Annotated in this window: 11 protein-coding genes; 1 reads left to right on the top strand and 10 read right to left on the bottom strand. The window is 62.9% G+C overall.

Annotated features, from left to right (window positions below):
* Positions 1-2: 2 nt before the first annotated feature.
* The 10 genes from ACSQ3O_RS11340 to ACSQ3O_RS11295 all read right to left on the bottom strand — a co-directional run bounded on the left by ACSQ3O_RS11340 (position 3) and on the right by ACSQ3O_RS11295 (position 13,100).
* Positions 3-1,856, bottom strand: a complete 1,854-nt coding sequence (locus tag ACSQ3O_RS11340; protein ID WP_436138937.1) for an acyl-CoA dehydrogenase — start codon at positions 1,854-1,856, stop codon at positions 3-5.
* Positions 1,857-1,904: 48 nt separating this feature from the next.
* A complete protein-coding gene (locus ACSQ3O_RS11335) occupies positions 1,905-2,378 on the bottom strand; it encodes a hypothetical protein (protein WP_436138936.1) in 474 nt (157 codons plus the stop codon).
* Positions 2,379-2,699: 321 nt separating this feature from the next.
* A complete protein-coding gene (locus tag ACSQ3O_RS11330; protein ID WP_137746540.1) occupies positions 2,700-3,875 on the bottom strand; it encodes an acetyl-CoA C-acyltransferase in 1,176 nt (391 codons plus the stop codon).
* Positions 3,876-3,910: 35 nt separating this feature from the next.
* Positions 3,911-6,010 carry a 3-hydroxyacyl-CoA dehydrogenase NAD-binding domain-containing protein gene (locus tag ACSQ3O_RS11325; RefSeq protein WP_436138935.1) on the bottom strand — a complete coding sequence of 700 codons (2,100 nt, stop codon included), beginning with the start codon at positions 6,008-6,010 and terminating at the stop codon, positions 3,911-3,913.
* A 190-nt stretch (positions 6,011-6,200) separates the two neighbouring features.
* On the bottom strand, positions 6,201-6,896 hold the full coding sequence (locus ACSQ3O_RS11320) for an ABC transporter ATP-binding protein (RefSeq protein ID WP_063460507.1): 696 nt from the start codon (positions 6,894-6,896) through the stop codon (positions 6,201-6,203).
* Between the two features lies 1 nt (position 6,897).
* On the bottom strand, positions 6,898-7,683 hold the full coding sequence (locus ACSQ3O_RS11315) for an ABC transporter ATP-binding protein (protein WP_124514469.1): 786 nt from the start codon (positions 7,681-7,683) through the stop codon (positions 6,898-6,900).
* A gap of 2 nt (positions 7,684-7,685) precedes the next feature.
* Positions 7,686-9,008, bottom strand: a complete 1,323-nt coding sequence (locus tag ACSQ3O_RS11310; RefSeq protein ID WP_436138934.1) for a branched-chain amino acid ABC transporter permease — start codon at positions 9,006-9,008, stop codon at positions 7,686-7,688.
* Between the two features lie 4 nt (positions 9,009-9,012).
* On the bottom strand, positions 9,013-9,966 hold the full coding sequence (locus tag ACSQ3O_RS11305) for a branched-chain amino acid ABC transporter permease (RefSeq protein WP_137746537.1): 954 nt from the start codon (positions 9,964-9,966) through the stop codon (positions 9,013-9,015).
* Positions 9,967-10,036: 70 nt separating this feature from the next.
* Positions 10,037-11,269, bottom strand: coding sequence for a branched-chain amino acid ABC transporter substrate-binding protein (locus tag ACSQ3O_RS11300; protein ID WP_137746536.1), 1,233 nt, complete (start codon positions 11,267-11,269; stop codon positions 10,037-10,039).
* A gap of 187 nt (positions 11,270-11,456) precedes the next feature.
* Entirely contained in the window at positions 11,457-13,100 is a 1,644-nt protein-coding gene (locus ACSQ3O_RS11295; RefSeq protein ID WP_137746535.1) for a 3-(methylthio)propionyl-CoA ligase, read from the bottom strand.
* Positions 13,101-13,376: 276 nt separating this feature from the next.
* On the opposite strand from ACSQ3O_RS11295, the gene ACSQ3O_RS11290 reads away from it, so the two are divergent.
* A complete protein-coding gene (locus ACSQ3O_RS11290) occupies positions 13,377-14,063 on the top strand; it encodes a Crp/Fnr family transcriptional regulator (protein WP_436138933.1) in 687 nt (228 codons plus the stop codon).
* The last annotated feature ends 2 nt before the right edge of the window (positions 14,064-14,065 follow it).

Genomic DNA, 14,065 nt, shown 5'->3' with positions numbered 1-14,065 from the left:
GGTCAGAAAGCATCCTCGGGAAAGCTGGCGCAGGTCGCATCGCGTGTGCTCACCACCTGCAGCCAGGCGCCGATTTTCGGCAGCTCGTAGTGGAAGAAGTAGCGCATCGCGCCCATGCGACCGACGCTCGCGGGCTGGGCCAGCGCGGCATCCTGGGCCAGCGTGGCCAGGGCCAGGTCCAGCCACACCCAGGCCAGCACCGTGTGGCCAAAGGCCTGCATGTAGGGCACGGCATTGGCCAGCGCATCAGCCGGCTGGCCCGTGGCCCAGGCGGCCTTGGTGGCGGCGCCCACCTGCTGCAGGGCGGCGCCCAGCGCGTTGGCATGGGCGGCCAGCGCAGGCACCTGGATCGCGCGCTCGATGGTGGCGTTGATGCGCCCGGCCAGCAGCTGCAGGCCACGCCCGCCTTCCATCAGCACCTTGCGGCCCAGCAGGTCCATGGCCTGAATGCCGTGCGTGCCTTCGTGGATCATGTTCAGGCGGTTGTCGCGCCAGTACTGCTCCACCGGAAAGTCGCGCGTGTAGCCATAGCCGCCGTGGATCTGGATGGCCAGCGAATTGGCCTCCAGGCAGAACTCGCTGGGCCAGCTCTTGGCGATGGGGGTAAGCACTTCGAGCAGCAACCGCGCCTCGTCGGCCACTGCCGCGTCGCCCGTGTGCTGCTCATCCACCAGCTTCGCGCAGAACAGGTTGAGCGCCAGCGCGCCTTCGCCATACGACTTCTGGGCCAGCAGCATGCGCTTGACATCCGCGTGCTCAATGATGCGCACCTGGGGCTGCGCGGCGTCCTTGACCACGGCCGCGGCGCCGTCCTTGGGGCCCTGCACCGGGCGGCCCTGGGGGCGGTTCTTGGCGTAGTCCAGGCTGGCGTAGTAGCCCGCCAGGCCCAGCATGGTGGCAGCCATGCCGATACCGATGCGCGCCTCGTTCATCATGTGGAACATGCAGGCCAGGCCCTTGCCCGGCTGGCCCACCAGGTAGCCCACGGCGCCGGCCTGCCCCTCCACCGGGAACTTGCCTTCGCCAAAGTTGAGCAGCGTGTTGGTGGTGCCGCGCCAGCCGAGCTTGTGGTTCAGGCCCGCCAGCGCCACATCGTTGCGCACGCCGGTCAACTGGCCCTGCGCATCCACCATCTTCTTGGGCACGATGAACAGCGAGATGCCGCGCGTGCCCGGCACCAGCTTGCCGTCCGCCCCGGGGATCTTGGCCAGCACCAGGTGCACGATGTTCTCGGTCAGCTCATGGTCGCCCGAGCTGATCCACATCTTGTTGCCCGTGAGGCGGTAGCGCGGGCCCAGCGGGTCGGATTCGAAGTCGGCACCATCGGGCACGGCGCGCGTGGCCACGTCCGACAGCGACGAGCCCGCCTGCGGCTCCGACAGGCACATGGTGCCCGACCAGCGGCCGTTGAATTCATTGAGTGCAAACACCTCTTTTTGCAACGCCGTGCCGTGCGCCATCAGCAGGTTGGCATTGCCCGAGGTGAGCAGGTTGGAGCCGATGCTGATCGACGCCACTGCGAAGAAGCTGTTGGCCGCCGCTTCGAGCGCGTAGGGCAGCTGCATGCCGCCGATCTCGTAGTCCTGCGCGGCCGACAGCAGGCCGGATTCTGCATAGGCCTTGCGGGCCTCGTAGGTCGCCTGGGGCAGGATCACCTTTTCGCCATCGAAATGCGGCTCCTCGGTGTCTACGGTGCGGTTGAAGGGCGCGTACTTTTCGCGCGCGATGCGCTCGCAGGTGTCGAGCACTGCATCGAAGGTCTCGCGCGAATGGTCCGCAAAGCGCTCGCGGACGGTGAGCGACTGGGCATCAAGCCAGTCGTAGAGCAGGAAGTCGAGCGTGGAACGCAGGGTCATGAGGTCTCCTTGGATGCTGCATACCCGGCCTCCTGCGCGATGCGAAGGTCAGCGTGCGGGCAGCACGATGTTCTTGAAACACCAGAACTCCATGTCCGAATCGGGCCTGGGCTGGCAGCTGGCCTCTCCAAGCTGCAGGCGCGTGGCAGCTGCAGGGAGCGGCGGGAAAGTGATCTTGAGAAACTTGCTGCGGCCGGGCTTGACCACATCCATCTTCACATTGCACAGCGTTAGCCCGCTGATGGACTGCTGCTGCAGCACCGTGCCGCTGCCCAGGTCCTTGAGGGTGAACGCATCGGGCGAGCCCGTGGGCTGCGCGCAGGCCTCGAACGCCTCGTTGGTGCCGTTCTTCACCAGCAGCGTGACGCGGGTCTGCTTGGCATCGACCACGACTTCCTGCAGTACCACGTCCGGATCGGACTCCAGCGGCAGCTGGAGCTTGAAGCTCTGGGCATGGGCACCGCAGGCCAAGGCAAGCACCGACAGTGCAGCAGAAAAACGAAGGAAAGACGTGCAACGCATGGGATGTACCGTTTGGGGAAGGAAAGGAGTGGAGCGTGAATCAGCTCCGCGCAGGCCAGCGGCCGCGCCGGATTCTGCCCGCGCCACCGCTGCCCGCAGGCACCGGACGATTTCCACAAGGCAACAATTTGTAGCCTGCCGCCCTTCCCTTCCTCCATCACGGCACCGGGCCGCAGTCACATGCCTCCCGGCGGTCACACGGGAACCCCATGGCCGCCTACCCTTCGGCAGCACCCAGCACGCCCCCCTCTTGCGCAGTGCGGGCCTCGGGCGAGGCCCCGCCAGTGCGCTGGGCGGTGGCTTGCTCAGGCGCTGCAGTGGTCAGAACACTTCAAAAATGCCTGCTGCGCCCATGCCGCCGCCGATGCACATGGTCACGCACACCTTCTTGGCGCCACGGCGCTTGCCTTCGATGAGCGCGTGGCCCGTGAGGCGCTGGCCCGACACACCATAGGGGTGGCCCAGGGCGATAGCGCCGCCGTTCACGTTCAGACGATCGGCCGGGATGCCCAGCTTGTCGCGGCAGTACAGCACCTGCACGGCAAAGGCTTCATTCAGCTCCCACAGGTCGATGTCCTCGACCTTGAGGCCCAACTTCTTGAGCACCTTGGGCACGGCAAACACGGGGCCGATGCCCATTTCGTCAGGCTCGCAACCCGCCACCGCAAAGCCGAGGAAACGGCCCAGGGGCTTGAGGCCCTTCTTGCTGGCGTAGTCTTCGCTGGTCAGCACGCAGGCACCAGCACCGTCACTGAACTGGCTGGCGTTGCCCGCCGAGATCAGGCCACCAGGCAATGCCGAGCGCAGGCCACTGATGGCCTCCACCGTCGTGCCTTCGCGGGTGCCTTCGTCCTTGCTCACCGTGACTTGCTTGGTGATCAGGCCCAGCGTCTTGTCGGCCACACCGGCCGTCACGGTGATGGGAGCGATTTCGGCGTCGAACAGGCCGGCAGCCTGCGCAGCGCAAGCCTTTTGCTGGCTGCCAGCGCCGTATTCGTCCATGGCTTCGCGGCCGATGTTGTAGCGCTTGGCTACTTGTTCGGCGGTCTGCAGCATGCTCCAGTAGATCTCGGGCTTTTGCTTGGCCAGGGCCAGGTCCTGGATCATGTGCAGGTTCATCTCTTGCTGCACGCAGGAGATGCTTTCCACACCACCAGCCACAAACACATCGGCCTCGCCCGCGATGATGCGCTGGGCAGCCATGGCAATGGTCTGCAGGCCCGAAGAGCAGAAACGGTTGACGGTGACGCCCGATGCCGTGATGGGCAGGCCGGCCTTCAGCGCGATCTGGCGCGCGATGTTGCTGCCCGTGGCGCCTTCGGGCGTGGCGCAGCCCATGATGACGTCATCGACGTCAGCACCGTCGATGCCAGCGCGCTGTACGGCGTGCTGCACGGCATGGCCGCCCAGGGTGGCGCCGTGCGTCATGTTGAACGAACCCTTCCAGCTCTTGGCGAGTGGCGTGCGGGCGGTGGAAACAATCACTGCGGAGGTCATGTGAATTCCTTTGATTCGGTGTCTGTGGATGCGGCTTACTGGAAGGCCTTGCCTTCGGCGGCCAGCTTGGCCAGCAGCGGAGCGGGCTTCCAGAACGCTGCGTCATCCAGCGGGTTCTTGGCAAAACGGTCCATGGCCTGCACCACGTTGAACAGACCCACTTCGCTGGCGTAGTGCATGGGGCCGCCACGGTGGATGGGGAAGCCGTAGCCGGTCAGGTACACCATGTCGATGTCGCCGGACTTGCTGGCAATGCCGTCTTCCAGGATGTGCGCGCCTTCGTTGACCAGGGCGAACACCAGGCGTTGCACGATTTCTTCGTCCGAAATCTTGCGCGGCGTGATGCCCAGCTCCTTGCGGTGGTCTTCGATCATCTTGTTGACCAGGTCGCTCGGGATCGCATCGCGCTTGCCGGCCTGGTAGTCGTACCAGCCTGCGCCGGTCTTCTGGCCGAAGCGACCCAGTTCACACAGCTTGTCGGCAGTGCGGCTGTACTTCATGTCGGCACGCTCGGTGGCGCGGCGCTTGCGGATGGCCCAGCCGATGTCGTTGCCGGCCAGGTCTCCCATGCGGAACGGGCCCATGGCAAAGCCGAACTTCTCGATGGCCTTGTCCACCTGCTGGGGCGTGCAGCCTTCGTCCAGCAGAAAACCGGCCTGGCGGCTGTACTGCTCGATCATGCGGTTGCCGATGAAACCATCGCACACGCCCGAGACCACGGAGGTCTTCTTGATCTTCTTGCCGATGGCCATCACGGTGGCCAGCACGTCCTTGGCGGTTTCCTTGCCGCGCACCACTTCCAGCAGCTTCATCACGTTGGCGGGGCTGAAGAAGTGCATGCCCACCACGTCCTGCGGACGCTTGGTGAAGGCAGCGATCTTGTCCACGTCGAGTGTGGAGGTGTTGGAAGCCAGGATGGCGCCGGGCTTGGCCACAGCGTCGAGCTGCTTGAACACGGCTTCCTTGACGCCCATTTCTTCGAACACGGCTTCGATGATCAGGTCGCAGTCCTTGAAGTCGTCGTAGCTCAGCGTGGTGCTCAGCAGAGCCATGCGCTGCTCGTACTTGTCCTGCTTGAGCTTGCCCTTCTTGACCTGGGCTTCGTAGTTCTTCTTGATCGTGGCCACGCCACGGTCCAGGGCTTCCTGCTTCATTTCCAGGATCTTGACGGGGATGCCCGCGTTCAGGAAGTTCATGGAGATGCCGCCGCCCATGGTGCCCGCGCCAATCACGCCCACCAGCTTGATGTCGCGCTTGGGGGTGTCGGAGGCCACATCAGGGATCTTGCTGGCGGCACGCTCTGCCATGAACAGGTGGCGCAGCGCGCGCGACTCGGGCGTCCACATCAGGTTGATGAAGATCTCGCGCTCGACCAGCATGCCTTCGGCAAACTTCTTCTTGGTGGCAGCTTCGACCGCGTCCACGCACTTGGCGGGCGCGGGGAAGTTCTTGGCCATGCCCTTGACCATGTTGCGTGCGAACTGGAAGTACGCATCGCCTTCGGGGTGCTTGCAGGGAAAGTTGCGCACCAGGGGCAGCGGGCGAGCATCGGCCACGCTTTGCGCGAATGCCAGGGCTTCTGCCGCCAGCGATTCGGCCGACGCGGCCATCTTGTCAAACAGCTTCTGGCCGGGCACGGCGCCAATCATTTCGCTCTTGACGGGCTCGCCGCTCACGATGAGGTTGAGCGCGGCTTCAACACCGATCACGCGCGGCAGGCGCTGCGTACCACCTGCGCCGGGGATCAGGCCCAGCTTGACTTCGGGCAGTGCGATGGAGCAACCAGGCGCTGCAATGCGGTAGTGGCAGCCCAGGGCCAGCTCCAGGCCGCCGCCCATGGCAACGCTGTGCATGGCGGCCACGACGGGCTTGGCCGAATTTTCGATGGCGGCAATCACCGACAGCAGGTTGGGCTCTTGCAGCGACTTGTCGGTGCCGAACTCCTTGATGTCGGCGCCGCCAGAAAACGCACCACCGGCACCGGTGATCACGATGGACGTGACCGCTGCATCGGCATTGGCACGGCCAAGGCCGTCCACGATGCCCTGGCGGGTCGCCAGACCGAGTCCGTTGACGGGAGGGTTGGCCATGGAGATCACGGCAACGGAGCCGTGGACTTTGTATTCAGCGGTCATGGTGCTGTTGTTCCTTGGAAAGTGAAAAAGAACGATCGTGCGTTTTTATTGTAGAGACTTCAAACCCATTTGGCGTGTCAATTTGTCCCGGGCGGGACAAGGGGGTTTGCAGTGCAACATTTGGTAGCGCAAAAAAAGAGGCGCCTTCAGCTATCGGGCGCCTCTTTTAGCCATGGTTTTTCAGAAATCGTCAGACTTCAAGCCATTCCTTGCGGATGTAGTTGTCGGCCCGCAAACTGTCCGGTGTGCCCTGGAACACGATCGAGCCATGCCCCATGACCAGCGCACGGTCCGAGATCTTCATGGCGATGGTCAGCTTCTGCTCAATCAGCAGCACCGAAATGCCGCGCGACTTGATGGTCTGCAGGTACTGCCCCACCAGCTCCACAATCTTGGGCGCGAGGCCCTCGGTGGGCTCGTCGATGATGATCAGGTCAGGGTCGCCCATCAGCGTGCGGCACAGGGTCAGCATCTGCTGCTCGCCGCCCGACATCACGCCCGCCTCGGTGTGCTGGCGCTCCTTGAGGCGGGGGAACATATCGTACATGTCGTCAAACGACCAACGGCTGTTCTTGCCACTGCCCTTCTGACCGAGCATCAGGTTCTGGTGCACCGTGAGGTTGGGGAACACATCGCGGCTTTCGGGCACGTAGCCTACCCCCAGGTGGGCGATTTCGTAGGCCTTCTTGCCGTTGAGGTCCTGCCCCTTCCAGTTGAGGGTGCCCTCCCAGTCCACCAGGCCCATGATGGCCTTGGCAGTCGTGGAGCGGCCGGAGCCATTGCGCCCCAGCAGGGCCACGATTTCACCGGGTTGCACGTCGAAGGTCACGCCATGCAGCACATGGCTCTTGCCGTAGTAGGCGTGGAGATTCTCGATTTTCAGCATGTCAGTGTCCCGCCCCCTGCTCGTCCGCAACCACCGAGCCCAGATAGGCCTCTTGCACGCGCTGGTTGGCGCGCACCTTGTCCGGTGTGTCAAAGGCAATCACCTCACCATAGACCACCACGGCGATCTTGTCGGCCAGGCCAAACACCACGCCCATGTCGTGCTCCACCGTGAGCAGCGTGCGGCCTTCGGTCACTTCCTTGATGAGGTGGATGAAGCGCGTGGTTTCGGTCTTGCTCATACCGGCCGTGGGTTCGTCCAGCAGGATCACATTGGCGCCGCCCGCGATGGTGATGCCGATCTCCAGCGCGCGCTGCTCGGCATACGTGAGGTTCATCGCCAGCGTGTCGCGCTTCTTGTCGAGCTTGATCATCTCCATGAGCTGCTTGGCACGCTCGTTGGCATCGTGCAGGTTCGACAGGAAGCGCAGGAACGTGTACTTGTAGCCCATGCTCCAGAGCACGCCACAGCGCAGGTTCTCGAACACCGACAGCTTGGGGAAGATGTTGGTGATCTGGAAACTGCGCGAGAGGCCGCGCCGGTTGATCTCGTACGGCGCCATGCCATTGATGCGCTGGCCGTTCAGGATCACGTCACCGCTGGTGGGCGCAAAACGCCCGCTGATCAGATTGAACAGCGTGGACTTGCCCGCACCGTTGGGGCCGATGATGGCCACACGTTCGCCCGGCGCCACCGCCAGGTTGGCGCCACGGATGATCTCGGTCTTGCCAAAACTCTTGCGCAAGTCGCGCAGTTCGAGCGCATAGGTTGCGTTGTCAGCCGCCATGGTTACAGAGCCTCCCCACGCTTGATTTCATGTTCTATTTCTTCCTGGATACGGCCCCACTGGCGCACAAACTGGCGTCGGCACATCTCGAACAAGGCGAAGCCCGTCACCATCACGAACACGGCGCCAAACCAGCTGGTGAAGCCCTTGGCATTGAGCGTGGCGCCCAGGAACGTGAGTTCTGACCCGAGAGCTGCATTGAGCTGCAGGTGGTAGGTCATTTCGATCATGCAGGCCGCGCCCAGCACCCCCACCAGGGCCGTGCCACCCAGCGCCAGATACGAAGTCCACAACTGGCGCAGCTTGCCGAACTTGGCCAGGCGCAGGTTCATCATGATCAGGCTGGCCACGCCGCCGGGGGCGTACATCACCATGAACAGGAACACCAGGCCCAGGTACAGCAGCCAGGCTTTGGACAACTCGGAAAGCAACACCGAGGCCAGCACCAGCAGCACGGCGCCGATGATCGGACCAAAGAAGAACGTGGCCCCGCCCAGGAAGGTGAACAGCAGGTAGCCGCCGGAGCGCACCACATTCAGGCTGTCGGCACCGGTCACGATCTCGAAGTTGATCGTGGCCAGGCCTCCGCCGATACCGGCGAAAAAGCCCGCGATGATGAAGGCGAAGTAGCGCACCCGCTGCGTGTTGTAGCCAATGAACTCCACACGCTCGGGGTTGTCGCGCACGGCGTTCAGGATGCGGCCCAGTGGCGTGCCGGTGAAGGCAAACATCGCTGCCGTGCACACGAAGCAGTAGGCGGCGATCAGGTAGTAGACCTGCATGCCCGAGCCAAAATTCAGGCCAAAGAAGGCCTTGCCATACACCCGGTCGGTGGTGATGCCCCCTTCGCCACCGAAGAACTCGGGGAACATCAGGGCCATCGACGCGACCAGCTCGCCAATGCCCAGCGTGATCATGGCAAACGTCGTGCCCGACTTCTTGGTGGTCACGAAGCCCAGGATGATGGCGAAAAAGGCCCCGGCCAGCCCACCCACCAGAGGGATCAGCACCAGCGGGATGTGGAAGCTGCCCTTGCCAGCCATGTTCATGGCATGGATGGCAATGAACGAGCCAAGGCCGGTGTACACCGCATGGCCGAAGCTCAGCATGCCGCCCTGCCCCAGCAACATGTTGTAGGACAGGCAGATGATGATGAGGTAGCCGATCTGCGAGAGCATGGTCAGCGCCAGGCTGCTGCGAAACAGCATGGGCGCCACAATCAAGGCAATCGCAAACAGCGACCAGATGACGATCCTCCCCACATTCCAGGGCTTGAACCGGTAGTGCGCGGTGGCACTGGAGACAGTGTTGGTAGTCGAATTCATGGCATCAATCCTCCCGCGTACCCAGCAAGCCCTTGGGGCGGAAGATCAGAATCAGCACAAGGAACAGGTACGGCAGGATGGGCGCCACCTGGGAGATCGTGAGCTTGAGCAGCGGGTAGCCGAAGGTCTGGTCCGTCACCGCCACGCCCACGGCCTTGAACACGTGGATCATCGAGTAGTCGAGCGCCACCGCAAAGGTCTGCACCACCCCGATCAGCAGCGAGGCGATGAACGCTCCCGCCAGAGAACCCATGCCCCCCACCACCACCACCACAAAGATGATGGAGCCGACCGAGGCCGCCATCGCGGGCTCGGTGACATAGGTGTTGCCACCGATCACACCAGCCAGGCCGGCCAGGGCAGCGCCACCGCCAAACACCAGCATGAACACACGCGGCACGTTGTGGCCGAGCGCCTCGACCATCTCGGGGTATTTGAGCGCCGCCTGAATCACCAGGCCGATGCGCGTGCGAGTCAGCAGCAGCCACACGGACACCAGCATCAGCAGGGCCACCAGCATCACGAACGAACGCGACTTGGGGAACTGCGTGCCATACAACGAAAACAGGGGCCCCTGCAGTTGCTCTGGCAGGCCGTAGGGCACAGTGGAACGGCCCCACACCAGTTGCACCACTTCCAGAATGAGGTAGGAGAGCCCGAAGGTGACCAGCAGCTCCGGCACATGGCCAAACTTGTGCACGCGGCGCAGGCAATAGCGCTCGAACGCCGCCCCCAGCACGAACACCACCAGTGGAGAGATCACCAGCGCTGGCCAGAAGCCCACCACCCCGGAGATGGTGAACGCAAAGTAGGCACCCAGCATGTAGAAGCTGGTGTGTGCAAAGTTGAGCACGCCCATCATGCTGAAGATCAGCGTGAGGCCGGAACTCAGCATGAACAGCAGGAGCCCGTAGCTCACTCCGTTCAGCAAAGAGATCACGAAAAACTCAGGATTCATTGGAATTTTTCACTGCAGGGGTAAAAAAAAGGCCCGAGCCAGGTCGGGCCTCGAAGCGGTCACGCAGGAGTTACGGGCGCTTCATCTGGCACGACGTGGGCGTGCTGGCCACATAGGGCTCGTAGTACTTCACTGGCACAAAGGTGTAGCCGGTGTTCTCAGAGTCGATCGGGTACTTGCCACCCGCCTTTTCCCACTTGGAGATGAACAGGCCCTGCTGCAGCTGGTGGTCGGTCTTGCGCATTTCGACTTCACCATTGAAGCTCTTGAACTTCATGCCTTCAAACGCAGCAGCCACCTTGACGGGGTCGGTGGACTTGGCCTTGGCAAAGCCTTCCGACAGCATCGTGAACGCGTGGTACACGGCGCCCGTGTACATGTCGTCGTTGAACTTCTTCTTGTAGTCCAGCACGATCTTGTTCAGCTCGCCGGGCAAGTTCATGTGGGCATAGGCCACCATGTACACGCGGCCTGCGGCGGCCGATCCCATGGCCGTGGGGCTGCCAGTGACGGAACCGTAGTAGGTGTAGAAATTGACGTTGTTCAGGCCTGCATCATTGGCGGCCTTGATCAGCAGCGCGAGGTCAGAACCCCAGTTGCCGGTGATCACGCTGTCGGCACCCGATGCCTTGATCTTGGCGATGTACGGGGCAAAGTCGCGCACCTGGGCCAGAGGGTGCAGGTCGTCGCCGACAAACTGCACATCGGGGCGCTTGCGCTGCATCATTTCCTTGGCGAACTTCGAGACCTGGTGGCCGTGCGAGTAGTTCTGGTTGATCAGGTAGACCTTCTTGACCTCGGGCAAGTCCTTCATGTAGGTCGTCAGCGCTTCCATCTTCATGGACGTGTCTGCATCCAGGCGGAAGTGCCAGTAGCTGCACTTGCTGTTGGTGAGATCGGGATCCACGGCGGCGTAGTTCAGGAACAGGACTTCCTTGCCGGGATTGCGTGCGTTGTGCTTTTCCAGCGCATCCATGATGGCAAGCGCAGGGCCAGAGCCGTTGCCTTGCACCACGTAGCGTGCGCCCTGGTCCATGGCCGAGCGCAGGGCGCTGGTGGTCTCTTGTGGGCTGAGTTTGTTGTCGATTCCGATGATCTCGAATTTGACGCCTGCGGCGTTCTTCTTGTTGAACTCTTCGGAGATGAACTGGAAGCTCTTGAGCTGGTTCGTTCCGACGGCTGCCATCAGGCCCGAAAGGGGGTCCAGCCAAGCGATCTTCACTGTCTCGCCCTTTTGAGCGAAGGCCCCGCCAGCGGCCGCCAAGATTACCGAGGCTGCTACAGCCTTAATAGCAAATTTCATGGTTTTGTCTCCTAGTGAATCGACACAACGCAGCGTACCGCGTTGCAACAAAGCGATGCTCAGGGATTGCCCCTACCAGCGTCGCACACGTGACTGGCGCTGCGCTCCCCCGAGCGCGCACCAGCCTGGGGCAGTGCAAAAAAAGGCCTTCGCAAGCGATGCGCGCCCATGCATTGCCCCTCCCTGATCACAGGCCCGGAAGCTTGTAATCCTTGAGCTGCTCGCGCAGTTTGGTCTTGAGCATCTTGCCGGTGGCACCGAGCGGAATGGCATCCACAAACACCACGTCATCCGGGATCTGCCACTTGGCGGTTTTGCCCTCATAAAACGCCAGCAGCTCATCGCGTGTGACTTCGGTGCCAGGGCGCTTGACCACCGCCACGATGGGGCGTTCGTCCCACTTGGGGTGCGGCATGCCCACACAGGCTGCCATGGCAATCGCAGGATGCGCCATGGCGATGTTCTCGATGTCGATGGAGCTGATCCACTCGCCGCCCGACTTGATCACGTCCTTGCTGCGGTCGGTGATCTGCATGAAGCCGTCGGCATCGATGGTCGCCACGTCGCCCGTGGGGAACCAGCCCCGACCTTGCGCGTCCTTGATGAGCGGATTGCCGCCCTCGCCCTTGAAATAGCTGCCCACAATCCACGGGCCTTTGACCAACAGATCGCCATAGGTCTTGCCATCCCAGGGCAACTCGTTGCCGTCGCCACCCACGATCTTCATGTCCACGCCATAGATCGCACGGCCCTGCTTTTGCAGGACCTTCATCTGCTCATCCTTGGACATGGCCAGGTGCTTGTTCTTGAGCGTGCACAGCGTGCCCAGCGGGCTCATTTCGGTCATGCCCCAGGCGTGCAGCACCTCTACACCGTAGTCTTCCTTGAACGCATGGATCATGGCGGGGGGGCAAGCCGATCCACCGATGACCGTGCGGCGCAGCGTGGAGAACTTGAGCCCCGCAGGCTTCATGTGGCCCAGCATCATCTGCCACACGGTGGGCACACCTGCAGCGTAGGTAACCTTCTCACCTTCGATGAGTTCGTAGATCGACTTGCCGTCCATCGCCGGACCGGGGAACACCAGCTTGCAACCCGTGAGCGCGGCCGAATACGGAATGCCCCAGGCGTTGACGTGGAACATGGGCACCACCGGCAGCACGGAGTCGCGGGCCGAGAGGCACATCACGTCGGGCAGCGCAGCCGCATAGGCGTGCAGCGTGGTGGAGCGGTGGCTGTACAGCGCCGCCTTGGGGTTGCCCGTGGTGCCGCTGGTGTAGCACATGCTCGATGCCGAGTTCTCGTCGAACTCGGGCCAGGCGTAGTCGGTCGAATGGGCGCCAATCCAATCTTCGTAGCTCGACAGGCCGGGAACACCAGAGTCTGCAGGCAGCTTGTCGGCATCGCACAAAGCCACCCATTTCTTCACAGTGGGGCACTTGGCGTGCACGGCCTGCACCAGGGGCAGGAAGGTGAGATCGAAGCACAGCACCTGGTCTTCGGCGTGGTTAACGATCCAGGCGATCTGATCGGGGTGCAGGCGCGGATTGACCGTGTGCAGCACACGGCCCGAGCCGGAAACACCGAAGTACATCTCCATGTGGCGGTAGCCGTTCCAGGCCAGCGTGGCCACGCGGTCGCTGAACTGCAGTTGCAGATCGTCCAGCGCATTGGCCAGGCGGCGTGAGCGTGCCGCCAGGTCGCGGTAGGTGTAGCGATGAATGTCACCCTCTACCCGCCGGGAGACGATCTCGGCGTCGCCATGGTGGCGTTCTGCGAACTCGATCAGCGACGAGATCAGCAACGGTTGACTCTGCATCAGACCCAGCATGGGTGCTCCTTGGATGTTGTAGTGAAGGGAAAGATCATGGTAGCGCGAGGCACGGGCCTGAGGTGTCTCCAAAGTCATGGAACGAGGCTTTCGGAACCCGCCAGCGCCCCAGGCACTGCACGCCTCACCAACAGCGTGGCTGCACAACCCCCAACGCCCCACGGCAGGCCGCCAGTGTGCGCCGCCCATGCGCCGCTGCCAACACCTGTCGTCCCGTTGACAAAGCCCAAGGGATAACCCTGAACCCTGTGCCACGGTGCAGCGACAATCGCGCACATGCTCAGCACCCTCCCTCCTGCTCCGCGTTTCATTTCGGCCCAGCCTTGGTTTGCCAGCGTTCCTGTCGCGCTGCAGGAACGCCTGCGCAATGAGGTGTTTGCCGTGCAGGGCGACAAGGGAGCCGTCATGATGCCCGCAGGCAATGCGGTAGAGGGCTGGCATGCCGTGTTGTCGGGCCTGGTGATGCTGCAAAGCCCTGCCAGCAAAGGACGGTCGTCGGCGTTCATCGGCGTGCCCGATGGCGAGTGGTTTGGAGAAGGCTCGGCCATGAAGCCCGAGCCGCGCAAGTACAACGTGGTGGCACTGCGGCCCACCACGCTGTTGTGCCTGCCGCTGCCCCTGTTTGCCACGCTGCGTGAAAGCAGCCTGGCGTTCAACCAGTTTCTGGTTCTGCACCTGAACATGCGGCTTGGACAGGCCATGACCATCATCGAGGCAGGCCGCACGCAGTCGCCCGAGCACCGCGTGGCGCTGTACCTGAGCCGCCTGTTCTGGCGCAGCACACGCCGGCTCAACCTCACGCAGGACGAGCTGGGCCAACTGGTGGGCCTGTCGCGACAGACGGTGAACCGCGTGCTGCGCGCGCTGGAAGAGCTGGGCATCGTGTCGCTGGATTTCGGCAAGGTGGCCATCGTGGATGACGAGGCACTGGGGGCATACCTCACGGCCACGGCTGCAGCATGAAG

Source organism: Acidovorax sp. LjRoot74, from assembly GCF_964254355.1.
Lineage (GTDB): Bacteria > Pseudomonadota > Gammaproteobacteria > Burkholderiales > Burkholderiaceae_C > Acidovorax.
This window is presented reverse-complemented; position numbering and strand designations above follow the sequence as displayed.

Coding starts and splice junctions, on each gene's coding strand:
- ACSQ3O_RS11340 (WP_436138937.1), bottom strand. CDS start 1,856: ATGACCCTGCGTTCCACGCTCGACTTCCTGCTCTACGACTGGCTTGAT.
- ACSQ3O_RS11335 (WP_436138936.1), bottom strand. CDS start 2,378: ATGCGTTGCACGTCTTTCCTTCGTTTTTCTGCTGCACTGTCGGTGCTT.
- ACSQ3O_RS11330 (WP_137746540.1), bottom strand. CDS start 3,875: ATGACCTCCGCAGTGATTGTTTCCACCGCCCGCACGCCACTCGCCAAG.
- ACSQ3O_RS11325 (WP_436138935.1), bottom strand. CDS start 6,010: ATGACCGCTGAATACAAAGTCCACGGCTCCGTTGCCGTGATCTCCATG.
- ACSQ3O_RS11320 (WP_063460507.1), bottom strand. CDS start 6,896: ATGCTGAAAATCGAGAATCTCCACGCCTACTACGGCAAGAGCCATGTG.
- ACSQ3O_RS11315 (WP_124514469.1), bottom strand. CDS start 7,683: ATGGCGGCTGACAACGCAACCTATGCGCTCGAACTGCGCGACTTGCGC.
- ACSQ3O_RS11310 (WP_436138934.1), bottom strand. CDS start 9,008: ATGAATTCGACTACCAACACTGTCTCCAGTGCCACCGCGCACTACCGG.
- ACSQ3O_RS11305 (WP_137746537.1), bottom strand. CDS start 9,966: ATGAATCCTGAGTTTTTCGTGATCTCTTTGCTGAACGGAGTGAGCTAC.
- ACSQ3O_RS11300 (WP_137746536.1), bottom strand. CDS start 11,269: ATGAAATTTGCTATTAAGGCTGTAGCAGCCTCGGTAATCTTGGCGGCC.
- ACSQ3O_RS11295 (WP_137746535.1), bottom strand. CDS start 13,100: ATGCTGGGTCTGATGCAGAGTCAACCGTTGCTGATCTCGTCGCTGATC.
- ACSQ3O_RS11290 (WP_436138933.1), top strand. CDS start 13,377: ATGCTCAGCACCCTCCCTCCTGCTCCGCGTTTCATTTCGGCCCAGCCT.